Source organism: Telluria sp. ZT3P39 (genome assembly GCF_059685935.1).
Genome location: NZ_JCASIH010000006.1, coordinates 75,686 through 101,390 on the forward strand (window position 1 = coordinate 75,686; position 25,705 = coordinate 101,390).

Sequence of the window (25,705 nt, forward strand, 5' to 3'; positions counted from 1 at the left end):
GGGGGTTACCCTCTGGACTTTTACCCTCCCCCGCCCATCTCGCGCACTCAAGCCATTTGATTTCAGAACTTTACGTGTTCCGCTTCATGGACCGCTGGATCTGCCGGCCTGCCACTGCTCCCCACTGGGAAGCACTCTCACGCGACGTCCCGGCCGGCGGTGTCACGTTCACAGTCAGGTGGGTGTCGCCGCCCTTTGTGCCAGCTCCGCCTTGGTCGACAAGCTGCCCGATCGGGACCGCGAGAGTCTCGACGCGCATGGCCGCGGCCTTGGACGATGCCTGGTCAATGATCCCCGCGACACTGGTGCGCCTGGTCGGCTCCCCGCCCCCGAAGACTCCGCCATTTGCAAAGGCCTTGGCCGGAGCTCGCACCGCCATGCGGCCGGTGCTATCGCGGGTGATCGGCAGCATCGTCACGTAGCCACGCTCGCCGACCATGCGGACAGCCAGCTCGCCGCCAGGGTCACGCGCGAGAGGCATGATCGCCTCCGGCCCGGCCTCACCCATAAGGCCGGTGCCGCCGTTTTTCATGGGGAAGTAGGTCGGCGCCGAGACGATCCCGGGAATGCCACCCTTGGCGAATGGGACAACATCACCGCCGGCGAAGATGCCGCCGTTGCGGAACCAGCCTGTCGCCTCCACCGCTGCCGCATAGTCCATGGTGTCCGAAGAGCCGGATGAGCTGAACAGACTCGCGAGCCCGGAGACAGAGCTGGAACCGCCCGAGGCTGCGACGTTCGCCAGAGCTGCCGCCGCTGCTTCTGCCGCCACCACCAGGGAGGGAAGCGCTCCCGTAGTGAGCACGCCCATCGCAGTGCTTGCCCCTGTAGCCGCTGCTCCGAGCGTGGCTACTTGGGCTGCTGCCGCTGCTGCACCTGCGCTGTCAGCGGTACCGGAGAGGGCGCTGGCGACGTCGGCTGAGGCGCTTGGCACCTTGGACTCACCGCCGAACATGCGGGCCGTGAAGTCCACCATGCCGCCAAGCGCACCCTTTGATCCGAGCAATTGCTTCGTGAAGTCCTGCGCCGCCATGCGGGTGAACTCTGATGCGATTTCACTGAAGAGGCCCTTGATAACGTCCTTGAAAGACGCCGTCCCGCTGATCATCTTCTCTAGGGCAGATTCGAATGGGCCGGTAAAGGCATCCTCGAAGCGTTCCCGTACGAGGTCGGCAGATGCTGCGAGCTCTTCGACTTCGAGCTGCAAGCCCTTGGCCTGCTCCAGCATGCGAGCGTCGCCCGTTGACCGGGCCACTTTATCGAGCGCCGTGGCGACCTGCTGCAGGTCAGCTACCGCTTGCAGGCGTGCGTCACTGACGGCGCGCAGGCTTTCTATCTCGGAGGTGGCCCCGTTCTTGGCGCCGATCTCGGCTCGCACGGTTGCTGCTGTGAGCTTGAATTGAACCTGAGTCGCGACTTCCTCGAGGCTGTTTAGCTCCGCTCGTGCGACCGCCAGCGCGCGCAGCCTGGCTAGCTTATCGAGATCCGCGCTGCGAGCAGCAGCCGTGGCAGCATCGCCTCCAGTCGTCGCTGCGTCGCGCTCTGTCGTCAGGCGTGTCTTGAGTCGCTCGTTACTCATATCGAAGCGGGCGCCGGCGGCCTGTGGCAAAAGCCCCTGTTGCTCGAGCAGCTCCGCGTTGATCCCTGCGAGGGTTTCCTGGAAGGCCTTGGCGGCGCGCGTCTCGTCGATGGAAAGCTGGATCGCGGCCTTGCCGGCGGCCTCTTGAAGTTGCGAACGCCGCTCGATCAGTGCTTCGATCTTGCCGTCGACCTCGGCGCGGCCGCGCGCGTCCTTTGGCTTCAATGCCTCGAGATTGGCGATCTCCTGGTTGATGTTCGCTTCCTGGGCGCGCAGAGCCTCATCCTGGGCAGTCCGGCGGCCGGCATAGTAATCCTTGATCGAGATCAGGTCCTCCTGATAGTAAGCCGCCAGGAACTCGTTGCGATCGGCCAGGATCTCGCGCTCGCGTTCGGACAAGCTCTCTAGACTGCGGTTTTTGGCATCGGCGGCTCTGGTCTCTAGATCATCGACCGAAGCCACTCGGGGTTTTCCCTTGCTGCCGCTCGAAAGGATCGGGGCTGGCCGCTTGCCCTCGCCAGCAAAGAACTTCTCCTTGTGCTTCGCATCGATGCGCGCCTGGAGGTTGGCCGCCTCCTGTGGCGTCTTGGCGTTCAGCTTTTTGTCGGTCAGGGTAGAGATCTGCGAGTCGATCAGCTTCCGGGTTTCCTCCACTGCGTCTCGGTGTGCCGCCAACTTCTTGACCTGGTATTCCTTCTCCGAGATCTGGTCCTCGTCACGGAGCTTTTTCAGGGCGCGATTGCGGTCGTTGAACAGACTCCACTCCTCTGCGATCTGCTTGTCATACTTCGCAACGATAGGCTCAGTCGGATCGGGAAGGGACGGATTTTTGAGGGCTTGGAAGCCAGCATGAGCGTCATTGGCTGAATCTTGCCTCGCTTCCCCATAGGCGCGCCATGCCTCTGCAATCTCGGACGGCTTGCCGCTGGCGAGAGCCTGCATTGCATCGGCAGCGAGTCCGGCTAAGTTTGCAATCTCTTCCAGTCCCTGTACTCCGCCTACCGAGACGTAGGCGAGCCCGTTGATCACGCTGGCCGCACGCTCCGCCCAGTTGTTGAACTCGTCACCGTTCTCCCTTGCCTCGACCAGCGCATTAGCAATACCCTCCATGGTCGGTAGCAGTTCCGCTGCTAGCCTTTGCCCGAAGCCGCTTGATAGCGCGCTTAGTTTGCCGAGGGAGTCGTTGAAGGCATCCGCCCGGTCTGCAGTCTCCTGCGTGACGCCGGCGAACCGCTGGTAAAAGTCGATGTTTTCCTGAATGGCCTGACCGCCATCATTCAGGAAGCCGATCATCTCGGCGCCGGACTCGCCGAGAAGGCGCTGGGCGATCGCGACCTTTTCGGGGCCGTCAGCATAAGTGGCGAATTTATCGGCCAGCTCGATCAGCACCTGGTCGGCGGTTTTCAATTTACCCTCGGCACCCTCGATGTCGATGCCCATCTTCTTGAAAGCCTCAGCAAACTCCTTATTACCACCGGCAGCACCGGCGATCGCTTTATTCAGCTTCCCGGCGGCGCCGGCAATGCTGTCCAAACTGCCGCCGGCCTGGCCCGCGGCAAAGCCAAGGCCACCGAGCGTCTCAATCGCTACGCCCGTTTGCTTTGAGAGGTCGTTGAGCGTGTCGGCTGCATCGATTGCGTTCTTTACGATCGACGTCAGCGCGCCGGCGGTCGCGGTGACGCCGAGGCCTGCTAGCGTTGTCTTCACACCGCTAAAGGCCCGGCTCATGTTGGACGCCGACTGCTGCGTCTGGCGTTCGATGCGGTTCATGGCATCGCGGAACTGGGCGTATCGGGCCTCGATGTCGATTTGGAGTAATGGCATGGGACTATCCTATCGGTTGTGGGTTGATCAGTCCCGGTTCAGTGCGGCTGCCAGGCGGCTTTTGCGCACTCCGGCGGCAACCTCGGCATCCGTCTTCACATACTTCTCCGCCTCTTTGAACCAGTAGTAGGTGAGGTTCCCGTTCATATCTGTGTGGTCTTCCACGGACTGGAGCCACATAGCCGGCAGCGCCCCCCCGGTGTACCCCAAGCGCTCCAGATCGTGACGAAACTCCCATTCCGCCTGATTTACAGCGTACAGCTCGGCCACTGCGGCCATGATTCGTTTAACGTGATCCTTGTGTTCGTTTGCGTACCGGCGACCGGCTGCCTGACTCAAGTCCCACGTAATGCGTCGCACTACGTTGCTCTGCGCATCCATTGCGATCCGGAGTGTCTCGATCAGCTTATTGGCTCTACCGATCTCGGCGAGCAGATCTTCACGACCATCCGGCGAGGACTCCCCGGCAAGCAGAGCCTCGGCTTTGGCAATGCGATCGATTTCGACGTCTGCATCGTAGATCTGTTTCGGCTTGAGCTGCTCATGAAGGGTGGCGAGTTTCGCTGTTGCCGCATCCAGCTCGCGGGCGAAGTTGTTGAGCTTCCCGGCTTCGGCCGCATACTCCGGCTGCGACTGGATATGAGGATAATCGAGGGTGATCGGCTTTGCCTGCGGCCGTGGGGGCGCGAAATTTTCGGGCCTGAGGCCGCCTTTTGGGCCCATATAGGCGCGCAGCATAACTTCGGTAAGAGTGGCGTTAGGCTTGGCTTGCGGCTGCAGCGCCGTAGGTGCCGGCCCGGCGCGCCGCTCCATGTGCGGACTCCCGGCGAGGTCGGAGTTGAGGTTCGCCAGGGTGGCGCGGTTTTGTGCAGTCGTCTTTGGCATGCTCGTTACTCCTTATTCTTCAGCGATTCGGCGTATGCGACGGCCCCAGGGCTCGCGTCGACCAGGCCGCCCTTGGTGTAGCCGTCCACCAGCTTCTTGTCGATGAAGACAACGTCGTTCACTTCGCCGAACGGCGAGTCGCCGCGCAGCAGACGTACTTTCACGGCGTCCTGATTCAGATCGGTAACGGTATCGATGGTATTGGTCATGGCAGTTTCTTTCGTGGTTAGAGCTTCGGCGCGGCGAGTGCCTCGGCTAGGGTGGCGCGGTTTTTGGCGGACTGGCTCAGAGGGCCCGGGCTCTTTGGTTGGGCGGCCGACCTCTTGGCCTGGGCAGCCGCGGCGCGCATCTTCGTGACGTAGGCAGCTTCGATCAGCGAGCTCCCGGTTCTTTCGCTTCGACCGCCTAAAATTCCGAAAATCATGGTTCACTCCTTCGTGTAGTTGATAATCCATTAGACTTCCAGACCGTCTCATCCAAGGGCTTACGGATGAGCCGATTGCAGCGCGTAGCTAATGATTCGGTACGCCTGGGGGCGTGAGATCCCGTAGAGGTCTATCAACCTGTCGCGAACCACTGGCCTAGGAACGCGCATGCCCAAGAGCTGCCGGGCGAAGGCTTCACGATTGGCGCGCTCCATCCAGTCGAAGCCGTGCGTCGATGCGATGGCGCCCACCAGGTCACGGAACTTCTGCTTTGCGGTTCGATCGACGTCGAGCGCGTCTATGCCTTGCATGATCTCAAGGACGGTGCTGCGCGCGCTGGTCATGTGGGCCTCCGGCGGTGAAAGGCGGCGCTCACTGCTTCACCTCATTTTCGATCTCAATCTGGGCCGCAAGCGCAGTCGCGATTTCGACGTGGATACCGTTCCTCCACATTGCCGGGACAATGGTTCCATCAGGCCAGTTGGCTATGCGCCAGAACAAGTCAACTTGGGACTCGCCTACAAGCCGGTGCGGTCCCAAATATTCCTCTACTTGCCTCTCAAATTCGGCTAGGCCACGTTCGGTCGTACCCTCCTCTTTCATGTCGACCATGAGACCGATAAATTTCACCAACTCGGCAAGGGGGATCGTTTTCATACGATTCCTTTCGTAAGTGATTGGGGGGCGAGGGCTACGCATGCGTCGGCCCAGTCTTTTCCGACCGTGTTGGGTATCTGGATCTCGACAGCAAGGCCTTGCCGAGTCAGTCGGCGGGCAAGGGAGAACGCCGCAGCCTGCCCGGTGAAGCTGGCATCGTTATCACCTGCGATCAGCACCCGTTCGATGCCTGTGGGTGGCTCCCAAAACTCCATCAACACTGCATTGGTCGCCGCCCACACAGGCACACCGAAGCGAATTGCGGCCGCCAGCGCCGTTTCAATACCTTCCCCAATGCCCAGCGTCGTCCCGGCTGCCCCAAGCCTCACAGCGGCCGTATTTAGCGGTTTGCCGGCCATGATCTTCTTGGGTTGAGGGACGGGAGCCTTGCGCCCGTCCTCGGTCAGGTAAGTGCGGTGGATGGATGCGCCGGCGCCGTCTGGATACTGTAGGCGGGCGACCATCGCGGGGAAGCGGCCCAGGTCGGTGCCGTCCTCGTCGGTGTATCGGAGCCCGGGATGGAATCGCAGTCCTGGCGGCACCTGCTCGAGGCCGAGGCGCCGGTTCAGGTACTGCCAAACAGGATCGCCGCGGCTGACCGCCTTGCTGGTCTCCCATACCTGACGCAACGCGCGGAGCTTGCTTTCCTCGGTGCGCTGTGGAGCGATGGGCCCGGGTTGGAAGGTGCCGACGATACGGTCCACCTGCCGGGCGGCCTCGCTGAAGGACCAGCCGTGCACCCTCTGCAGGAGCTGGAAGCCGTCGCCGGCGCCGCAGTGGGAGCAGATCCAGGTGCCGCGACCTTCGCGGTTGTCGAGGCGGTACCGGTCTTTGCCGGCGCAGATCGGGCAGGGGCCGTGCTTCTTGCCGAGGAAGGCCGGATCGATGCCGAGCGACTGAAGGATGCCGGGCCAGCGGCCGATTGCCGCGTCGGCCGTCTTCGATCTAAGCGCGTGCATGGCGGACCTCCCGTGCTTTCGCATTCCGGATCTGCACGTGCTTAAGAAAGCCCATCACCTCCGTGCCAACTGGCGCCGGGATATCCAGCATGCCGCGCGGCCAAACCCCGAACCGCTCCCTGTATTTGTTCGCAATCCACCCCGGCTTGTAACCCTTATCCTCCGCGATAGTCAGCAGTTGGGAGTAAAACTCCTGCTTGTCGATCTGCGGCGCCTTGGACCGCTTCTTGAGCAGAATCAGGTTGCCCTCCTTGACGTCGACATTGGGCTGTCGCTCTGGAATAAAGCCACACTGTGGACATTCATGAGTGATCTTGACGTAGCTGCACGAAGGGCAGGCCTTCGGCAACTTCTCCCTCTGCTCCTGGCCGCCTTTCGTATCCTTAGGTGCGCCGTCGTCGAGCTCAAGGGGGAACTCCTCCGTCGGGAAACCGAGCCGGGTCACCGTTCCCGAGTGGTCGAGGACCAGGGCGCGCTCCTTGCCGGGGAACGGGCGCAGTACGCGCCCAGCCATCTGGATGTAGCGGATCAGCGAACGGGTCGGCCGCGCTAGGATCAGCGTGCGGCAGGCCGGGAAATCCCAGCCTTCTGCAAGGATGCCGACGTTGGAGATCACCAAGGTCTGTCCCGTCTCGACCCGGGCCAGGATCGCACGCCGCTCCTCCTCGTCGGTGTAGCAGTCGATGTGCTCCGCTGCGACACCGGCGGCAAGGAAGCGTTCGACGATGTGCTTGCTGTGCGCGATGTTCGCCGCGAAGCAGACGGTCGGCGTGCCGGCCGCCAGGCGCAGCCAATGTGTCACGATGTCGCCCACCAGCTCCGGCTTGTTGGCGGCGCGGCCGACGTCGGCGTCGGTGTAGTCCATATCGCCGAAGCTGTTGCGCGCCTGCTTGATGCCGCTCATGTCCGGCTCGCTCGGCGCGAAGACATCGCAGTCGACCAGATACCCGGCCTCGATCAATTCCGGGATCGTCGCCGCCACCGTCATGTGTTCGAACAGCGGGCCGCCGAGCTCGTCGTAGTGCCTGCCCAGGCCGCGCGCATACGGCGTAGCAGACAGACCGATGACCGGCACTCCCTTAGCTGCGGCGAGCACTGTCCGGTATTCCTTGGATCCGGCCACGGTGTGTGCCTCGTCAATGATGATCAGGTCGACCTCCGGCAGGCCGCGGCGCGCGACAGTCTGGATGCTGGCCACCAGCACATGCTCGTAAAGCCTTATGGTGTTCGCGCCCTGAATGATCCCGTGCGAAATTCCGGCCTTTCTGAAGCGTCGGGAAGTCTGCTCGACCAGCTGCACGCGGTTGCATAGGAAGATCACCCGCTTGTGCTTTGATCGGGCGCCGCGGACCAAGGCCATGCCGATCTCTGTTTTCCCCGATCCTGTGGGCGCAACCAGCATTTCACGCACCACACCCCCAGCCAGGGCAAGGCGGAGGTTCTGGACTGCGTGGGATTGGTACGGCCGAAGGGTTAGCGCGCTTGAACTACCCTCACCTTGGCTGGGCGGGTTTTGGTCTTTAAAGCTATGGCTATGGTTATGGCTATGGATACGTTGACCAAACGTGTCACAGTCTGTGCACAGTGCGTGCTCTGCCGGTGACAAGTTCGTAGCACGCTGCGTGCACGATTCGTGTTCGTAAGTCATGCGCGCCCCCCTTCGTCGCCCAGTGGTGCGCGCCGCCGATTCGCCTCACGCTCGATCGCAGTTTTGCGGTTCTTGATTGCGATTGCCTGGGCCTTTACGATTTCGGCCAGGGCGCGGACGTTCACGAGGCCACCAACTTCGATCCACTCGACTGTGGCCACATGAAGCGGGGCCCGTTCGGCCTCGGTGTGAAGGTCAAGCCACTCATACAGCGGCTCGATTTCGGCAGGTAGGGGGCGCCAGAACCGTAGGGAGACGGCATCGATCGCTTTTCGCTCTGTCTCAGTCTCCGCGCGGAGCAGCCGACAGAGCGCCTTCCGGTCCTTCGGAAGAGGGCGGCCGGTCCCGTAGAAGGTATCAAGCATCAGCCGGAAGGCGCCGTGTTCGACCAGGGTAAGGTCGCCGGTGTCGCGCTGATAGTCGCCAATGAAGTGCTTGTAGAAGTTCACAGAGCCTCCTCGGTCTTGGCCCCCTGGAGGTGGTAACGAGCGCATTGCCGGTGGCGGACGCCTTCGGTGTCATACAGCGTCACGAGCTCAGTCGTGATGTTGTAGCCATGCTCGCGCTTCAGCTGGAAGACGCGCGCCGCCGGCATCATGATCGCGTGGGACCGCAGTTCGACCGTGGTCTTCGGCCCCAGGCGGAGTAATGCAATCAGCTTGGCCAGCTGCACCCCGGTCGCCGTCGATTTACTCGCCAGGATCTCGGGACCGGTGTTAAACTCACCAGCGTTTGATTTGATTTGATTTGTCGACTCCAGCCCCCCAGCAAGATCGACACAGGCGCCCGGCTCTGTCCGGGCGTTTTGCTGCTCGCGGTTAGCCATTTGACCCACCGTTCAGCAGGCGTTTGATTTCGGCGACAGACCAAGCGAGTCGTCCGTTGACGCGAATTGGGCGTAGGGCCCCGGCCTCGCTGCTGGCCCAGGCCCTGAGGGTTTGCGGACGGCGTGTTAGATGAAACGCAGCACACGCAGTATCAACATGGCTGCGAGTCTCTGCGTCTAGTGGAAGGAAGGTTTGGTTGGCATTCATTTGAGTCCTCACTAATTTGGTGAAGACTCCATTCCGGCCCCGGGAAAGTTTCCCGGCAACAGAAAGTAAAAAGCCAGCAAACCCCTACAGGCACTGGCCTCGAACTGCACTAATCAACGTTGGGAAAATCGGTCGGAATGTTTTCCCGCCTTTCCCGCAGTTTCCGGCTACGGTTTGTTCTTTTTCCACCAGTCGCCTTGAATTGCATTTCTACCGATGTACTTTGCTGATAGCGGTCTCTTTTGCGCTCCGTAGACCTTTTCCTCGCGCAGCTGCACCTCCAGATATTTGCAAACGTCCTCCTGAGTAGGGAAGAGATCTTGCTTTTTGTGACGGGCGATGAACTCAGTTGCTAGAGCGGTAGCCCGAATCTTCCATTTTTCAACATCCAGCTCAAGAGGAGCAATCACATCGGTAGCCTTCTTGAAATCGCGCTCCTTTGATGGGGATGTGAGTCCAGTATGCGTGCTATTCCAAATATCCAACAGAGCGCGCAGGGTTTCGGCCTTGATACGTACCGAGGCGCTCGTAACCACAACGGGTTCCGTTAAAAACTTGTACTCTCCCTCTGTCCCGCCATAGTCGGCCGGGTGCATTGTCTCCACTGCACCACTCATCCAGAGTCGCGCTACCTGAAAAGGGAACAGCACGGCTAGAAGCGAGTGACCCGCCCCCAGTCGGTGTTTTTCAACCAGTCCCCTTCCGATTTCGAAGCATTGGACAGTAGTGTCTACGGTCGACGGCACTACTGCATGCAGTTTCACACCGTTATTTGCTGCGAGATCGAATAGTTCGTTCGAAGTCCACTCCCGGCCAGTAGCCTCTGAAAGCACGGCAAGAGCCTCTGTGATTGTTGAGATACTAAGCATAGGCACCCCTTCAGGTGTCTGCCTTCAAAATTGGCGCGCCAGTCAGACCGGTGAAGGAGCCGGCTTTTCGTCCGCTAAAACTAGACTGGCGCTTAACTTTTGGCACTGGGCAGGCGTGCATTTCGCGCCTTGCTCCCGTGGAGCAGCTTCACTATCTGGCGCTTAGTTTCCTGCGCTGAGTAGCGCCGCGACCGCCGCTACTGGCCAATGTAGACGATTTCCGAATTTGACTGGCCGGATGCCATAACACTCGCCGGTGAGGCAGTAGTTTTTCCGTATCGTCTGGCACGCACGATTTGTCGCTCGCGCAAACTCTGCCGTCTGGATGTGATCGCGACCGGCGGAAATGTTGGCGAGAGCAGGTGGCAGTGGGGTGGTGATTTGCATCGCTTTGTTCCTTCTCTGGACTTTGACTTTGCTGCACTTATTGGCAGTTACGAACATAGCGATGCCTATTTATATTCTGCCGAAAAACTGCCGAATAAGCCGCCCATCCCGCTTTGCTCGATCCAGATCTATCTTCCGAACGATCGCAAACGGCCCCTCAACTGGCGGCCACAACCCTCAAACCAGATGCCCCTGGCTCGAACTCAATGCCCGCCTGCTCTAGCATCCACGATTCAATTTTGCAGTGCCACATCCGTAGCAGGTCCAAAGGGCGACGAATATAGTTTTGCTCTCGAACCCCCTGCGGTGCGTGCCCCTGAATCTGAGCTGCTATGCCGGCGGGCGTCTCTACCCACTCGCTGAGCGTCGCGAACGACCTGCGCAGACCGTGAAGGGTGAGGTGCGGAAGGCCTGCTACCGCCAGCGCCCCATTGTGCGCATGGCGCGGCTCGGCAATGTGGCCAGCGACAGAGGCAGTGCTGGAGAAGACCCACTCGTTGTGGCGAGGTAGCCTGGACAGGAGCTGCGCGACATATGGCGTTAATGGCACAATTCGAAAGTCCTCCACTTTGTCGTTCAGTCTAATGCTACCCCACTGGAAGTCGACGTCAGCCCATCGGAGCCGAGCGAGCTCCTCCCGGCGCGGCCCGACGATGAGCAGGCACTGCAGATAGGCGGCAATGACCGGATTTCCTACCTTGCGAACGGCATCGAACCAAGCACGTAGCTGTTCGCGCTGCAATACGTCGTGCCGTTTCTTGGGCTTACCCAAGCTCTCCCGAGCTCTGGTGCTTTTTGTCGGGTTGAAAAGCACTATGCTGCCGTACACCTTGTGCGCGGCGCACCAATTCATGCACGCCTTGAGCAATCGCCACGCCAGCCTAGCACTGGATGGACGCGTCTTCGCCTCCGTTTTTGCCCATGCTTCAATGCATTCAGGTGTCAACTCAATTAGCGGGACTGCAGCAAGGGGAAACAAGGGGCCGGACTGAGTAAGTTTCCGGCTTCTAGCCCGTGGCTCGCCACCAGCCTGAATCATTTGCCGATGCGCTTTGATGTGATGCTCGGACCAGCCATTTTCCCGGCTCGCAATACGGTCGGCTACGTACACGGCCCACACGTCGCCCAAGGTGACCGACCGGCGCAACGCAGCGGCATCCGCGGCATTCTGTACGGCCTCTTGGTTAGCAAGCTGCGCCGCTTTCACTTGCCGGGGATCTTGCCCGTTGTCGATAAGAACTTTCAAGCGTCGGGCTTCGGCCTGTGCAGCGGTAATGCTCCAAGTCTTTGCGGAGCCGATGGTAACGCGCAGAGCCACGTTGTTATGCTTGGCCTGGAAAATGTACGACTTCGCTCCACTCGCGGTAACGCGAAGCGCCAAGCCTGGCGCCCCCTCATCCCACAAGAAAGACTGACTCTTGCCTGCTTCGCAATGGAACGCGTCAAGTCGTCCAGCTGTAAATTTCACCTTCGCCATTGTTTCGTTGCTCCGCTTGTGCCGACGATGTAACCGCCATGTAACCCATTTTAGAGTATAGCAATCAATAAACATCAACACAAATACAGCGTCGAAAAATCACAAGCTCTTGATTTATAGCGTTTTTATATTATTTCGGAATGGCGATCAACACAGAGGAATAGGCTTAGTCGGTGATTTGTAATCATCAGGTGGCCAGTTCGAAACCGGCAGCCGGCACCAGCATACTTCAGCACGAAGCCCAGCCCTCACCGGCTGGGCTTTTTGTTTTCAAGCGCAGTCTAGTTGCCCACCGGCGGACAGATAAGCGGACAGGAAGTGGTCGAATTTCACATAGCGCTGGTGCGGGTAATGATTGCATTGGCCTGGTCCTTTCGGGAGGGATGCCCAGGTTCGCGCAACCTTGGGCATGACCCCGGCAACCTGGCCGGCCTTGATCGATTCGATCACACCAAGGCTGCGCAAGATTTCGACAGCAATCAAATCCTGTGTCCGCGGCGAAAAATCGTCAAGCCCGAGTTTGCCACCATGATGCTGCCAGGTCGGACGCGTAATCTGGTACATCCCGGCCGCAGTCGACTTGCCATCGATACCTGGTCCAGGATGCGTCGATGTATCGGTAAAACGCCATCGGTCGTTCAGCCGTCCTTTCAGCGCGCCGTACTTGAAGTCATACCCTCCCCCTTCCGCCGCGGCGATCGCCTTGAGGAAGGCTGCGACGTTGGGATGCGACAGGTCTTCCGCGTTCTGGTCGCAGCGCTCCTGACAGGTGCGCGCCGACCGCTCCTTGGGGGCCTTGGGCTGTGCGTCCGGCATAGATCCTCCTGATACGAATGACCGCACGGGATGCTGGTGCTACGGGGACAGCAAGTAGTCGTGGTAACGAGGCTTGTGTCCCAACGAGAGCGGCGCGGTGTGCACTCCTCGAACTCATCTTAGGGCGCGGTACCCGGGAAAGTTTGAGCAAGCACAGAGCGGCGCGCGGCGCGACCAAGGTCATGGAGATCAAACAAACCGCTTGCGCTTGAGCAAACTGGTCAGCCGGCGACCTCGCGGTTTATTCGGGATGCGGTCAGCTTAGCCTTTGGCAGCATTGCGTGCGTTTTTGCGCTCGATCAGCGCGCGGAAGTTCGACAAGGACGCCAGCTGGAAGAAGATCGCGGCCAGGTAGCCCTGCTTGTGCAAGCTGTCCAGCGCCGCCGCATCGAGCTTGTTCAGGTTTTCTTCGTGGATGGTGGAGAAGCCGGTCATGCGGTGCTGCGAGCCGTCATTGAGCTGGACGTCGAGCGCGAACGATTCGAGCAGGTCGTGCTTCACCAGCGCCTCGACGAAGGCGGCGTTGGTCTGCAGGCCCTCATGCACGGTGACCAGCATCGAATTGACGTTCTCGAGATAGGGCGTCATGCCGCCCTGCTCCAGGAAGATCGGCTCGCCCTCGGTCTTGCTGATGCGCGGGCTGTCGATATCGATGTGGATCATCAGCTCGTCGCCGTGCTTGCCGATCAGGAAAGGCAGGCGCTCCACCAGCAGCGGGATCGTGGTGGCGTCCCAGCCGCTCTCGGTCAGGAACAGGTTTTCGTCGTTCTCGAAGCCGAACAGGGCGACCGGCTCGAAGGGCTGGTCTTCGGCGGATTTGGTAAACACGATCGGGTAATGCGCCTGCAGCAGGCGGAACTCGCCGGCGAAGGTCTGTACATAAGGGTGGCTGTCGCCCAGGTCGCGGCCATGGCGGGTGATTACGCGCAGGTCTTTGTGTTCGATGTTATTAAGCAGTACAGGGTTTGCCATTACGGTGTCTCTTTATCGGTTGTCGTTAATGCTTGTGCAGTCCATGGCGCAGGATGCGCGCGATGAGCGTGCGGTTGCCGGGCAGCGCGGTTACGCCGCGCCAGACCCGGATCGGGGCGAAATCCCGTCCCGTACAAAATATACTGGTAACTCGCCGCCGGGAACACCTCCTGGATGCGATTAACGTTAAAACGCGAGGGCGGACGGTGCGTCCACAGCGCCACCACGTCATGAAGGCGGCCCGGAATCGTATCCGCATGGTGGTTGTCGCGCCAGTAGCCGGCAGGGTCGTCGCTCCCCGCGGCGGCTCAGGGGAGAGAGATTGATGGGATGAGGTAACCGTGGAGGTAATGTGATGCCCCGATACAGGCAGCCGCCCTGGAGTTGCCCGCGGTCGTCATTCACCGTTTTTTACGCTCCAGACCGCGGAATGCGCAATTCATCGCAATCGCACCGGGAGCATGCGGCTTGCGTCTTATAGTGGTCCCATCGACATCCCATCCGGAGAACAAGCATGAAAAAACTCTTGAGCGCCGTGGCCGTAGCCGCCACCTTCGCCCTGCTTGCCAGCCCTGCCCTTGCCGACGAGGTCGTGCGCGAAACCCGCAACATCGATGCCAGGGTCACGAAGGTCAAACTGGGCGGCGTCGTCGATCTCGTGCTGCGCCAAGGTGCTACCCCTTCGCTGGTGGTGTCGGGCGACCGCCGCTACGTGCAACGCATTACGACGTCCCAGCGGGGCGATACGCTGGAAATCGGTACCGAATCGTTCAATTCCCGCGATGGTGACCGGTACGAGAAACTGCGCGCCGAGCTGACCGTGCCGAACCTGAGCGAGTTCTCCTCGCAGGGCGTGGGGACATCGACCGTCACCGGCTTCTCGGGTGATGCGGTGCGGGTGGCGCTCGATGGCGCCGGCTCGGTGACCATGAACAGCAATTACCGCACGATCGATGCCCGCCTCGGCGGCGTAGGTGGCCTGACCCTCAACGGCGTGCGCGCCGAGCGCCTCGATTTGAACCTGCGCGGCGCCGGGCGCATCAGCGTCACCGGGGAAAGCAAGCTGCTGCACGCCAAGCTGGCAGGCGTCGGCAGCCTCGAGGCGCAGGGACTGCGCGCCGACACGGTCGACCTCGACATGAGCGGACTGGGTGGCGCGACCGTGCACGCGACCCGTGCCGCCGATGTCGACCTGAGCGGCATGGGTTCTGCAACCGTCTATGGCAACCCGTCGACCCGCAAGGTCAATACCAGCGGCATGGGCCGGGTGGCCTGGAAATAAGCCGGTGCGTTCGCGCTGCGCGCGCCCTTAGCGTCGTGTGTCCTTGGGCACCATGGCGTTGCGCACTTCTTTGACGCCCGGTACGGCGCGGGCAATCTGCGCCGCTTTCACGGCGCTCTCCGGTGATTCGATGAAGCCGCTGAGCTGCACGGTGCCCTTGAAGGTCTCGACCTGTACTTCGGTCGCCTTGACCTCGGGGTCGGCAGCGAAAGCGGCCTTGACGCGGCTGGTGATGACGGCGTCGTCGATGTATTCGCCGGTGCCCTGGCGCGTGCTGGTCGGCGCGCAGGCGGTGAGTGCCGCGAGCAAGAGGCCGGCGAGGATGAAATAGAGACGGTAGGAAAGGTTCATGGCGGGCTCCCAAGAGAAGTCGAATCAACTCATTCTCTCGGGCGCCGCATCCCTGCGTTTGATGCTGAGCAAACGTGCAACCCGACCTTTTTTCAACCAGGGTTGTTCGCTGCCAGCACCGGTGCGGATTCCCGGGCCGGGACCGCCGGCTTCAGGGCATAGCCGCGGCGCGCAATGTCGCGCCCGATGACCACGCGCAGGCCGGCGGGCGCGCAGTTGGCCACCTCTTGCAGGGAGACGACGCCGAACCTGGCCGCGAGCCGTTCGGCCAGCGCGCGGTTGGCCGCCTCGTACTCGATGCGGGTGCTGGGCACGCCGAAGCCCGGTGCGTTCGACAGGCGCGTGACTTTCCATTCGGTGCTGCCGAGCTGGCGTGCCAGCGTGCGCGCCATCCCCTGCACTCCATTGCCATTGCGTATTTCGACCGCGACCGGGGCGCGGCCGCCAGGCGCCGCCGGCACTGGCGCCGGTGCGGGGCCGGGCAGCGGCAACGGCGCCGGGCCGCGCCGCAATTCGAGCATGCCGTTTGCGCCCACATGCAATTGCGCCTGGCTCCAACCCGGTTCCTCGCGGGTGGGCGACTTGACGGCGCGGTCGATCGCCGCGACGCTGCTCTGGCTGCCGGCGGCGGCATAGTCCTTCTGGAAATCATGGGTACGCAAGGCGTCGGCCTGGCTCAGCATCTGCCGGGCTCGCTCTTCCTGGCCGAGCTTGCGCAGGGTTTCGCCCAGCAGCTGCCAGGAGCGGTGGTTCAGTGGATCGAGCAGGCAGGCTTTTTCGAGCGTGGCCAGCGCCTTGTCATAGTCCCCGTTCAGGAAGTAGGCGTGGCCGAGGTTGCCGAACAGGTAGGCCTTGCCGGGACCGGAGGCCAGCGTCAGCGAGTCGGTCAGCGTACGCCACAGCGCGATCGCGGCGGCGAATTCGCGCTGCTCGGCATGCAGGGTCGCCAGGCCGTTGCGGGCATCGACATGCTGCGGCGAGGCCGTCAGCACTGCCTGGTAGGCCGCGCGCGCTTCGTCGTAGCGCCGCGCCAGGTGGTGGTTGCGGCCAGCCATGTAGCCTTGGTCGGCAAGCGAGACTGCCACGGTGATGCCGCTCCGTCCGGAAATCGGCGCGCATGCGAGCAGGCTGCAGGCGGCGCACAGCAGCGTCAGGCGGGTGAACAAGGTAGGGATTCGCATCACAGGCTCCTTCGTACTCATTGCGCGCCAGGCAAGGCACCCAGGGCACGCCCGATCTGCATCGCGGCGGGACCGAGCAGCACCATCAGCAGCGTCGGGAAAATACAGAAAATCAGGGGGAACAGCAGCTTCAGGCCGATCTTGGCGGCGCATTCCTCGGCCATCACGCGCCGCTTGTGGCGCAGGTTATCGGAGTGCACGCGCAGCGCGTCGCCCACGCTGGTGCCGAAGCGCTCGGACTGGATCAGCATCGCTACCAGCGTGTCGACGTCCTCGACGCCCGAGCGCAGCGCGAAATTCCGCAGCGCCTTTTCCTTGGTGAAACCGGCCCGCATCTCCATCAGCACGAGCTGTAGTTCCTGCGCCAGCACGGCGCTCTTGATGTGGATCTCGCTGGCCACTTTGACCATGGCCCGCTCCAGGCTCAAGCCGGCTTCGACGCAGACCGTCAGCAGGTCGAGCGCATCGGGGACGGTCTCGAAAATCTCGCGGCTGCGGCGCGCCACGATCCGCCCCAGCACGATGTTCGGCAGGTAGTAGCCGAGCGAGGCAGCCGCCAGCAGCAGCGCCAGCAAGTGGCCGCTGGGCAGCATGCCGCCGTAGATGAAGGCAAAGGGCGCCGACAGGGCCGGCAGCAGCAGCGCCAGTCCGGTCTTCGAGGCAAAGTACAGGGTCGGCGCGGCGGGGTTGCGCCAGCCGGCATTCATGAAGCGGGTGCGCAGGGTCGATTTTTCCCATCCTTCGTCGGGGATCGACAGCTTGGTCAGGGGCTTGGCGACGATGGCGACGCGTTCGATCCAGCCGCCGCCCGCATCGAGCTGGCCGGGGGCCGCACTGCCGAGGAAGCGGCTCAGGCGCTCGCGCAGGGCCAGCGGCGCGAACAGCACCAGGCCGAGCCAGGCCAGGCCGCAGACGATGCACAGGACAAGAAGCAGGAAGGTCAGCTGGGATGACGTCATGTTGGCCTCAGATGCGGATACGGATGATCTTGCGCAGCCAGATGACGCCGAAGGCAATCATGCCCAGGCCATACCAGAGCAAGCGCACGCCTTGCGGGTCGGTCCAGAGCATGCTGACGTATTGCGGGCTCGAGATCGTCATCATGGCCATCACGCCGAAAGGCAGCAGGCCGAGGATCCAGGCCGACATCCGCCCTTCCGCCGACAGCACGCGCACGTGCGCCACCAGCTTCAGGCGGGCGCGGATGATCTGGCTGATGTTCCCCAGGATTTCTGCCAGGTTGCCGCCGGACTCGCGCTGGATCAGCACCGCGATGATCAGGTAGCGCAGGTCGGTCAGCGGGATCCGTGCGGCCATCCCGTGCAGCGCCTCGTTCATCGGCACGCCGTAGTTGATTTCCTCGCGGGCGATGCGGAATTCGCCGCTGAGCGGCTCGGGCAGCTCGGTGCCGACGATCTGCAGCACGTTGGTGAACGAGTGGCCGGCGCGCAGGGCGCGGGCGATGAAATCGGCCGCCTCGGGCAGCTGCTGCTCGATGCGGATCAGGCGCCGCTGGCGCGCACGGCGCACCAGGAACCAGGGAATGGCCAGCCCGAGCACGGCCACGAATACACGCGCCGGCGCCGGCAGGGGCCATCCCAGCGACAGCAGCACGAGCATGGCCATGCAGCCGAACGACCAGGCCAGGAAACGCCCCACGGTGGCCCCCGATCCGGCCTGCACCAGCAAGGCGTCGATCCGGTGCGCCAGCGGAAAACCGTGCAGCAGGCGGTCGAAGGCGGCATTGCGGCTGTAGGGCCGCTGCTTGAGGATCGAGATCCGCTCGCCGCTGCGCCCCGCGGATCCGGACATGAGCTGCAGCCGGCGGGCCACCCGGCGCGCCGCGGCGCCATAGGTACCCACCCACCACAGGTAAGTGGCCTCGATCGCGAGGATCACCGCCGCGAACAGGAACACCGCAAAAGCATAGAACACCGCGTTCATGCGTCCTCCCTTAATCGAAGGTTCGGTCCGGATCGAAGGCGTTGTCCGGCACCGGGACGCCATACATCTTCAGGCGGTCGGCAAAGCGCGGGCGAACCCCGGTCGCGCTGAAGCGGCCCAGCACCTTGCCGTCGGCATCGACGCCGCTCTGCTCGAAGTGGAAGATCTCCTGCATCGAGATGATCTCGCCTTCCATGCCCGTGATTTCCTGCAGGCTGACCACCTTGCGCGTGCCATCGGTCAGGCGCGACGCCTGCACCACCACCGTCACCGCCGACACGATCTGCTGGCGGATCGCGCGCGCGGTGAGGTTCACGCCGGCCATGCTGACCATGTTCTCCAGCCGCGACAGCGCATCGCGCGGGGTATTCGAGTGGATCGTCGCCAGCGATCCTTCGTGGCCGGTGTTCATCGCCTGCAGCATGTCGAGCGCCTCGGCGCCGCGCACCTCGCCCAGGATGATGCGGTCGGGGCGCATGCGCAGCGCATTGCGCACCAGCGCGCGCTGGGTCACCTCGCCCTTGCCTTCGATGTTGGGCGGGCGCGTCTCCAGGCGCACCACGTGCGGCTGGCGCAGCTGCAGCTCGGCCGCGTCTTCGATCGTCACCACCCGCTCGCTGGCCGGGATGAAACCGGAAATGAGGTTGAGCAGCGTGGTCTTGCCGCTGCCGGTGCCGCCCGAGATCAGGATGTTCACCTTGGCCGCGCCCAAGGCTTGCAGCACGTCGATCATCGGCTGCGTCAGGCTCTTGTAGTCGAGCAGGGTCTGCACCGACAGCGGGGTATTGCCGAAGCGGCGGATCGACAGCAGCGGCCCGTCCACCGCCAGCGGCGGGATGATCGCATTCACGCGCGAGCCGTCCGGCAGGCGCGCATCGACCATCGGGCTCGATTCGTCCACGCGCCGGCCCACGCGGGAGACGATCTTCTCGATGATCTTCATCAGGTGCGCGTTGTCGTGGAAAGTGATGTCGGTCAGTTCGAGCCGGCCGCGCCGCTCCACGTACACCTTGCTGGCCGTGTTGACCAGGATGTCCGAGACCGTCGGGTCGTTCAGTAGCGGCTCGAGCGGGCCGAAGCCGAGCATCTCGTGCTGGATGTCGAGCACCAGGTTGTGGCGCTCATGCTGGTTCAGCACGATGCGCTCTTCCTCGATGATGCGCTGGATCAGCAGCGCCAGCTCGTGCTTGAACTGCTCGGCCGTGAGGCGCTTGAGGCGTTCGAGGTCGATGCGGTCCAGGATCATCTGGTGCATGGACTTCTTGAGGTCCTGGTAGGCCTGGTTGGACGTGTCCGGAAGGACCACGCCCGACTGGCGTTCCGGGGTGGAGGTCGCGAGACGTTCTCGTAGGGACATGGGATGCTCCGTGGTGTCCGTGGTTGCGTTCAGTCGTCGGAATCGCCGCGACCGAACAGGCGGTCGAACAGGCCCTTGCTTTCCTGGACGCGGCGCGTGGTCACGAGTTCGACCATGTCGGCCAGGCTGCGCGCGGCGGCGCTCGAGCGCGACAACTGCAGCACCGGCACGCCCTGGTTGACCGAATCGGTCACGGCGACGTAATCGTTGGGGAAGGTGTGCACGACTTCGCACCCCAGCGCCCCATGCAGGTCCTGCAGGCGCAGCTTGCCGCCCTTTTCGTAGCGGTTCACGATCAGGCGGATGTTGTCGAGCACGTAGCCGAGCGAGCGGAAGATATCGAGCAGCCGGCGCGCATCGCGGATGTCGGGCAGCGCCAGCTGCAGCACCGGATAAATGGTGTCGGTGACGTCGAGCGCGCGCAGCGATACCGCGTCGATCTGGCGCCCGACGTCGAGCAGCACGTAATCGTAGTGCTGGCGCGCCACGCGCAGGATGGTGTCGATGTGTTCCGGTTTGGCTTCCTTGGCATGGCCCGGATCGTCGGCGGCGGCCAGCACGCCGAAGCCGGGCGTGACGTGCACCACGCAGTTTTCCAGGAAGGGGCCGTCGATGCGGGCGATCTGCGCGCAGACGTCCGACAGGGTCATGGTCGGCTTCTGGTCCGAGACATACAGCGCGGCGTCGCCGAACTGGCCATGCAGGTCGATCAGCAGCACCTTCTTGGCGGCGAGCGTGGCCAGCGCATAGCCGAAATTGGTCGAGATGAAGGTGGCGCCGCTGCCGCCCTTGCAGGCGATGAAGGCGAGCACCTTGCCGTCGCGCAGGGCCGAAACGCCGGCGGCGGCCGAGATGCGGTCCATCGACTCGTGGAAGGCGCGGTGCACAAGGGGCAGCTGCAGCACCTCGCGCACGCCCGCGCGCATGGCGCGGATCAGGAGCTCGGGTTGGTTCTGGTCGGTCAGCAGCATCAGGTGCGCTTCGGGATACTGGCGGCCGAGGCGTTCGAGCAGCGCCACTTCGGACGGCTCGGTATCGGTGGCGTCGACGATGACCAGCTGCGGACTGTCGGCCTCGGGCCGGTCCAGCGCCTCGCGCATGCCGGCGCGGACGGCGCCGAGGTTCAGCGGCGGCACGCGCGCAGCGCCCTGGGAGGCGATTTCCGCGTAGAGCTGGCTGTCGCGGCTGATGAGTAGCGCTTTCATGGCGGGCCTCGTGGCGGACGCATTCGGATCAGGATCGGATGGACGTGCTCATCGCGCGCCGCCGGCATTGATGACCAGCGTCGGCGCCTGCGCTTCCGGCTGCGCGAAACTGCGCTGGTAGCGGTCGTGCGCGCCCTTGGCCGCCGGGCCGTCGATGCCGGTGGCCGGGTGCTGGTTGGCCGAGGCGGCCGGATCGATCACCTGGGCGGCCAGGTTGTGGCGCGTGGCCTTGCCGAACTGCTGGTCCCAATGCGGCGTGGTCTGCGCGCAGCCCTGCAGGCAGGCGCCCAGCAGCACCAGTGCAGCGATTCGGATCGTCGTCGTCACGATAAGCTCCTATTTGAGTTCGAAGCCGCCGGCGGTATGCGCGGCGGGTTGCGCGGCCGGTGGGGTGGATACGGCAGCGGTGGTCGCGGCCGGCGCCTCGCCCTCCAGCCGCCCGCCGAGCAGCACGCCGGCACGCGACGGGATGCCGACCTTGTCGGTCGGCAGCGAGTAGCTGGCGCCCGGCATCGGTTTGACCAGCCGTGCCGTGATCACGAACACCAGCTCGGTGCGGTCCTGCTGGTAGTCGGTGCTGCGGAACAGCGCGCCCAGGATCGGGACCTCGCCCAGCATCGGCAAGCCTTTCAGGTTGGCCACCAGGTTATTCCTGATCAACCCGCCAATGGCGAAGCTCTGGCCGTCGTACAGCTGCACCGTGGTGCTGGCGCGGCGCGTGGTAATCAAGGGCAGGATCGCGGTGCCGGAAATGCCGGCGGCCGAGACACCGACGCCTTCACGCGACAATTCGGACACTTCCGGCGCCACCTTCAGGTTGATCCGGCCGCCGGCCAGCACGGTCGGGGTAAAACGCAGGCCGACGCCGAACTCCTTTTCCTCAAGGACGATTTTCTTGTCGTCCTGGGCGACCGGGATGAAGAACTTGCCGCCCGCGAGGAAGGTGCCTTCCTGGCCGCTGATGGCGAGCACGTTCGGCTCGGCCAGCACGCGCACCAGGCTGTCCTGCTTGTCGGCATCCACTCCCAGCCGGTTGCCGTTCGACTTGACATTCGCCAGGCCGCCCTGCGCCCGCCCGGTCAGGAAGTTCGACACCAGGGTCGTGGTCCAGCTGCCCGAACCGAAGCGGAAGGCGGTGTCGGCTTCGAGCCGCTCGAGCAGGGTCTTCGACACCTCGGCGATCTTCACTTCGAGCTGTACCTGCTGCGGCGCGCTGACATTGAGGAGGTTGACCACGCGGGCGGCGGCGGAAGCCGCGCCACCTGCTGCGCCACCGTTGCTGCCGAGGCCCACCACGCTGCCGTTCTCGTTTTCCGCGACCGTCAGCTGGCGCAGCGGACGCCGCACGTAGGCGCCGGCCAGCTCCAGCGCGCGCGCGATCGCGCCGGCGTCGCTCACGGTGCCGGTCAATATCAGCGAATCGGCGGCCGACATCACGCGGATGTCCTTCTCCTCGGGCATGGCGACGGCGAGCGTGGCCTGCAGCGCAGCCGGGTCCATCGCGACCACGATGTCGACCACGCTGCACAAGCCGCTCTTGCCCTGGACGATCATGTTGGTGGTGCCCACGTCGACACCGGCGATGTACAGCGTGTCCGGTGCCACCAGCATCGCCTGCACGATGGCGGGGTTGCCGACGCTGCGGTGCGCGACCTTCTCGGGCAGGCGCAGCATGGTCGACTTGCCCATATGGAGCGCCAAAGTGGCGGGGCGCGCGGCCTCGCCACGGCAACCGGCCGCAGGCTGGGAACGCGCTTCCGGCGTCCTGGCCGGGGCGGCGGCTTCAGGTTTGGCCGCAGCCGGCGCTGTCGGTTTGGCCGGGGCCGCGGCTGCAGCCTTCGCAGGCGCAGGGGCGGCGTGGGCCGGCACGATGGCAGCCAGCGCCAGGCTGGCTGCGAGCTGTGCAACATTGAGGCGTCTGTTCATGGCATCCATCCGGGTTCGCTGGGGGTCAGAAGCATTCCTGGGAAGCGTGCAGGCCGTTGATGACCTTCACGCAGTCGCGCTGCGGCGCCGGACGCGGCGCCTGCACCATGGGCCGCGGCGCCGGCAGCGGCATCGCTACCTGCTTGATGGGCGCGGCGGCAACCGGCAGCAGGTTTTGCTTGGTGGCGCCGGCGGTCTGGGCGGCGGCCGGGTCGATCTGGTTGCGCAGGGCCAGCGACAGCGTACCGACGCTGCGCGCCAGGTCGAGCATCTCGGCCTGCTCGGGCGTGACTTCGAGCGTGACCGCGTTCACGACCTTCGGCTTGGTCTCGTCACGGTTGACTTCCTGGGCCACCGCCAGCACCAGGATCCGTTCGAGCACGATCTTCGAAATACTGTGCTCGCGCGGAGCGCCGGACTGCACCTGCGTTTCGGTCTCGGTGCTGACGATGATGTCGACGTAGTTCCCGGGCAGGGCGAAGCCGGCCACGCCGATCACGTCGTTCACGCGCACCGTGATGGCGCGCTTGCCTTCGGTGATCAGGGCCGACAGGCCGCCCAGCGTACCGGCCGGCGCCAGCTTGGACTCGCTCAGTGGGTCGCCCGGCAGGAGGCTGGTCTTGAGCACCCGGCCGCTGAGCTTCTGCGGATCGCCGAACGCGCCTTTCGGCACGCTGTCGGCCGGCCATTCGACCAGCTTGAGCATCTCAGGCGTCAGGCGCTGCCCGATGTTGATGTCGGCCGCCGCCACCACGATGCGGCCGGCGCTGGCCGCAGGCTGGGTCAGGAGCCAGCGCGAGGCCAGCACCACGGCGGCAAGGCCGAACAGGATCGCGAGCGCCATCACGATCACGGCACGCTTGTTTTTCATCGGGCGTCTCCCAGGTTGCTTGATTCAGGCGCCGCCTTGGCGCCGAACAGGCTGCTCCAGGCCTGGGCCACGCTGTCCACGTCGAAACGCGGGGTGTGGCCAGCAAAGCCGGCGAAGTCGGCAATCCGGCCCAGCAGCTCGTGCGGCCAGGCTGCCAGCAAGGGGCGACGGGTGCGGCGGTGCAGTTCGTTGACCAGGTAATCCATCGCCCCTTCGTCGGGCTCGATACCGCGCAGCCGGCACTGGCGCCGCAGCAGCGTGCGATAGCCGGTTTCGGACAGGGGGCCGATCGGGATCCGGTAGCCGATGCGGCGCAGGCAGGATTCGTCCAGCACCGACTCGGGCGCCAGGCTGGTGGCCAGCACCAGCGACACGTCGAAGGGCAGCGCATGGGTCGCCCCGCCGGGCACCGCGACGTGGTCGACGCCGCATTCGAGGGCGCCGAGCCAGCGGTGCAGCACCTCGCCGGCCGGCACGCGCTGGCGGCCGACGTCGTCGAGCACCAGCAGGCCGTTATTGGCCAGCAGGTGCGGCGGCGCGCGCAGGACGCCGCTGGCGGCATCGATGCGCAGCTCCAGCATGTCGCGCGCCAGCTCGGCGCCGGCATGCACCAGCGGGCGCTGGCACAGGGCCCAGCGCGCGTCGCAGCTACGCCGTTCTTCCATGGCGCGCGACAGCACGGGCGCCGGATGCAGGCTGGGGTCGTACACCTGCATGATGTCGTGGTTGACCACCACCGCGTAGGGCACCGCGATCGGCTCCTGGCGCAGGCGCGCGAGCTTGCGCGCAAGCGTCGTCTTGCCGCTGCCGGAAGGGCCATACAGCATCAGCGGGCGGTTCGAATGCAGGGCCGCGCCGAGCAGGTCGCGCACTGCAGGCTCGATACCATCTTCCGCCAGCGCCGCGCGCAACGCGGCCGGGGTGACGCGCATGGCATCGGGCTGGCTCAGCGATTGCTGGGCGACCATGATGCGGTAGGCGTCGAGCGTGACCGGGGCCGGACCGACGTAGCGCGATTCGGCCAGGTAGTCGGCAGCGGCGCGCTGGCCGAAGGCGGTCAGCTGGTAGTGCACGTCGATGTCGGAATCTCCGCACCACGCGACTTCGACCTGCTGCTCGGCCACCAGAACATGCAGCACTTCGCGCACCACGCCGATGGACAGCCGCAGGCGGCCGGTGAGCACCGACAGGGCCGTCTTGCCGCTCGCATGCATGGTCTTGACGACCAGGGCGGTAAGGAAGCGTGGTTCAAGGCCGGTATCGCGCACGGTGCGCGGCTGGCGCGGCAGGACAGGCGCAAGCTCGGCCTCGGCCTCGGGCGCGCCGCCCGGCATGGGCGCCGGCGGTGCGTCGAGGCCGTCGGCCGTAGTCGCTGTTAATACTTCCATGGGGAAACCTCCTGCTCGGTGCGGATATTTCTTACATTTGTTAAATTGATTCTAGCCATCGCCATTTGCCCCCGTTTGACCTCAGGCAAGGAAGCGAACTCAGCGTGAAAATCAAGCGTAATTGCTCACCAGGACGTAGATCGTCCCGGCTGCGATCGCTACCCCGTAGGGCATCGTTCCGGCGCTTTCCCGCACCGCTCCGGGCGTTGCCGGAAGCCGCAGCATGACGGGCCGCAAGATGCTCCACAGGTTGCCCAACGCCAGCCTCAACCGGCCGCGGCAGATGATGATGGCGACGGCCATGATGCCGCCGGCGCACCATGCGAAGATGGCAATCTGGAGGGCTACGAGCGGACCGGTGAAGGCGCCGATGGTCGCCATCATCTTGACGTCTCCGGCAGCCATGCCGCGGACCAGGTAAAAGGGAATGAACATCAGGAAGCCGGTTGCCATGCCGCCAAGGGCGGACAGCAATGCCTTGCCGGGGTCGGGCGACAGCGCATGCAGGACCAGTGCGGCCGCGAGGCCGGACAAGAGCAGGAGATTCGGGATGCGACGGCTGGAAAGATCGTTGATCGCAGCGGCGCTGACGAGCAGCAGCAGCAAGGTGTCGAGATAAAGGGTAACAACCATGATCCGCTCCAGAAAAAAAAGCCCCCAGGGGCCGC

25 protein-coding genes are annotated in these 25,705 nt (G+C 63.8%); 1 reads left to right on the top strand and 24 read right to left on the bottom strand.

Annotated elements, in window-relative coordinates:
• Positions 1-70: 70 nt before the first annotated feature.
• The 13 genes from AC56LR_RS08520 to AC56LR_RS08580 all read right to left on the bottom strand — a co-directional run bounded on the left by AC56LR_RS08520 (position 71) and on the right by AC56LR_RS08580 (position 13,532).
• A complete protein-coding gene (locus tag AC56LR_RS08520) occupies positions 71-3,403 on the bottom strand; it encodes a coiled-coil domain-containing protein (RefSeq protein WP_497129452.1) in 3,333 nt (1,110 codons plus the stop codon).
• 27 nt (positions 3,404-3,430) lie between these two features.
• Positions 3,431-4,288, bottom strand: a complete 858-nt coding sequence (locus AC56LR_RS08525) for a hypothetical protein (RefSeq protein WP_497129454.1) — start codon at positions 4,286-4,288, stop codon at positions 3,431-3,433.
• A gap of 5 nt (positions 4,289-4,293) precedes the next feature.
• Positions 4,294-4,497, bottom strand: coding sequence for a hypothetical protein (locus AC56LR_RS08530; RefSeq protein WP_497129456.1), 204 nt, complete (start codon positions 4,495-4,497; stop codon positions 4,294-4,296).
• 275 nt (positions 4,498-4,772) lie between these two features.
• On the bottom strand, positions 4,773-5,057 hold the full coding sequence (locus tag AC56LR_RS08535) for a hypothetical protein (protein ID WP_497129458.1): 285 nt from the start codon (positions 5,055-5,057) through the stop codon (positions 4,773-4,775).
• Positions 5,058-5,085: 28 nt separating this feature from the next.
• Complete coding sequence (locus AC56LR_RS08540) at positions 5,086-5,370, bottom strand: hypothetical protein (RefSeq protein WP_497129460.1); 285 nt, start codon at positions 5,368-5,370, stop codon at positions 5,086-5,088.
• Positions 5,367-6,329, bottom strand: a complete 963-nt coding sequence (locus AC56LR_RS08545) for a DUF7146 domain-containing protein (protein WP_497129462.1) — start codon at positions 6,327-6,329, stop codon at positions 5,367-5,369. The genes AC56LR_RS08540 and AC56LR_RS08545 overlap by 4 nt, the downstream gene beginning before the upstream one ends.
• Positions 6,316-7,977, bottom strand: coding sequence for a DEAD/DEAH box helicase (locus AC56LR_RS08550; RefSeq protein ID WP_497129464.1), 1,662 nt, complete (start codon positions 7,975-7,977; stop codon positions 6,316-6,318). The genes AC56LR_RS08545 and AC56LR_RS08550 overlap by 14 nt, the downstream gene beginning before the upstream one ends.
• Entirely contained in the window at positions 7,974-8,426 is a 453-nt protein-coding gene (locus tag AC56LR_RS08555) for a DUF1376 domain-containing protein (RefSeq protein WP_497129466.1), read from the bottom strand. Before AC56LR_RS08555 ends, AC56LR_RS08550 begins: the two co-directional genes overlap by 4 nt.
• The gene (locus tag AC56LR_RS08560) at positions 8,423-8,803 is read right to left on the bottom strand and encodes a helix-turn-helix domain-containing protein (RefSeq protein ID WP_497129468.1); all 381 of its coding nucleotides are present in this window, start codon (positions 8,801-8,803) and stop codon (positions 8,423-8,425) included. Before AC56LR_RS08560 ends, AC56LR_RS08555 begins: the two co-directional genes overlap by 4 nt.
• 375 nt (positions 8,804-9,178) lie before the next feature.
• Positions 9,179-9,607 (bottom strand): hypothetical protein, encoded by a 429-nt coding sequence (locus AC56LR_RS08565; protein ID WP_497129470.1) that lies wholly within the window; start codon positions 9,605-9,607, stop codon positions 9,179-9,181.
• 817 nt (positions 9,608-10,424) lie between these two features.
• A complete protein-coding gene (locus AC56LR_RS08570; RefSeq protein ID WP_497129472.1) occupies positions 10,425-11,744 on the bottom strand; it encodes a tyrosine-type recombinase/integrase in 1,320 nt (439 codons plus the stop codon).
• A gap of 270 nt (positions 11,745-12,014) precedes the next feature.
• On the bottom strand, positions 12,015-12,560 hold the full coding sequence (locus AC56LR_RS08575) for a lysozyme family protein (RefSeq protein WP_497129474.1): 546 nt from the start codon (positions 12,558-12,560) through the stop codon (positions 12,015-12,017).
• Between the two features lie 261 nt (positions 12,561-12,821).
• Positions 12,822-13,532, bottom strand: a complete 711-nt coding sequence (locus AC56LR_RS08580; RefSeq protein ID WP_497129476.1) for a SapC family protein — start codon at positions 13,530-13,532, stop codon at positions 12,822-12,824.
• Positions 13,533-14,046: 514 nt separating this feature from the next.
• Between AC56LR_RS08580 and AC56LR_RS08585 the strand changes: the two genes are divergently transcribed.
• Positions 14,047-14,814, top strand: coding sequence for a GIN domain-containing protein (locus AC56LR_RS08585; RefSeq protein WP_497129478.1), 768 nt, complete (start codon positions 14,047-14,049; stop codon positions 14,812-14,814).
• 27 nt (positions 14,815-14,841) lie between these two features.
• On the opposite strand, the gene AC56LR_RS08590 is transcribed toward AC56LR_RS08585, so the two are convergent.
• The 11 genes from AC56LR_RS08590 to AC56LR_RS08640 form a co-directional block, all read right to left on the bottom strand.
• Positions 14,842-15,165: a BON domain-containing protein gene (locus AC56LR_RS08590; RefSeq protein ID WP_497129480.1), complete on the bottom strand. Its 324-nt coding sequence runs from the start codon at positions 15,163-15,165 to the stop codon at positions 14,842-14,844.
• A gap of 92 nt (positions 15,166-15,257) precedes the next feature.
• Positions 15,258-16,346 (bottom strand): LytR C-terminal domain-containing protein, encoded by a 1,089-nt coding sequence (locus AC56LR_RS08595; RefSeq protein WP_497129482.1) that lies wholly within the window; start codon positions 16,344-16,346, stop codon positions 15,258-15,260.
• A gap of 17 nt (positions 16,347-16,363) precedes the next feature.
• The gene (locus tag AC56LR_RS08600) at positions 16,364-17,305 is read right to left on the bottom strand and encodes a type II secretion system F family protein (protein ID WP_497129484.1); all 942 of its coding nucleotides are present in this window, start codon (positions 17,303-17,305) and stop codon (positions 16,364-16,366) included.
• A 7-nt stretch (positions 17,306-17,312) separates the two neighbouring features.
• On the bottom strand, positions 17,313-18,290 hold the full coding sequence (locus tag AC56LR_RS08605; protein WP_497129486.1) for a type II secretion system F family protein: 978 nt from the start codon (positions 18,288-18,290) through the stop codon (positions 17,313-17,315).
• Positions 18,291-18,300: 10 nt separating this feature from the next.
• Positions 18,301-19,647 (bottom strand): TadA family conjugal transfer-associated ATPase, encoded by a 1,347-nt coding sequence (locus AC56LR_RS08610; protein WP_497129488.1) that lies wholly within the window; start codon positions 19,645-19,647, stop codon positions 18,301-18,303.
• A 29-nt stretch (positions 19,648-19,676) separates the two neighbouring features.
• Positions 19,677-20,852: a CpaE/TadZ family protein gene (locus AC56LR_RS08615; RefSeq protein WP_497129490.1), complete on the bottom strand. Its 1,176-nt coding sequence runs from the start codon at positions 20,850-20,852 to the stop codon at positions 19,677-19,679.
• 48 nt (positions 20,853-20,900) lie between these two features.
• Positions 20,901-21,179 (bottom strand): hypothetical protein, encoded by a 279-nt coding sequence (locus tag AC56LR_RS08620; protein ID WP_497129492.1) that lies wholly within the window; start codon positions 21,177-21,179, stop codon positions 20,901-20,903.
• A 9-nt stretch (positions 21,180-21,188) separates the two neighbouring features.
• A complete protein-coding gene (locus tag AC56LR_RS08625; RefSeq protein WP_497129494.1) occupies positions 21,189-22,778 on the bottom strand; it encodes a type II and III secretion system protein family protein in 1,590 nt (529 codons plus the stop codon).
• Between the two features lie 25 nt (positions 22,779-22,803).
• Positions 22,804-23,649: a Flp pilus assembly protein CpaB gene (cpaB, locus tag AC56LR_RS08630; RefSeq protein ID WP_497129496.1), complete on the bottom strand. Its 846-nt coding sequence runs from the start codon at positions 23,647-23,649 to the stop codon at positions 22,804-22,806.
• Positions 23,646-25,037, bottom strand: coding sequence for a DUF8689 domain-containing protein (locus AC56LR_RS08635; protein ID WP_497129498.1), 1,392 nt, complete (start codon positions 25,035-25,037; stop codon positions 23,646-23,648). The genes cpaB and AC56LR_RS08635 overlap by 4 nt, the downstream gene beginning before the upstream one ends.
• 111 nt (positions 25,038-25,148) lie before the next feature.
• Positions 25,149-25,670, bottom strand: coding sequence for an A24 family peptidase (locus AC56LR_RS08640; RefSeq protein WP_497129500.1), 522 nt, complete (start codon positions 25,668-25,670; stop codon positions 25,149-25,151).
• Positions 25,671-25,705 lie beyond the last annotated feature (35 nt).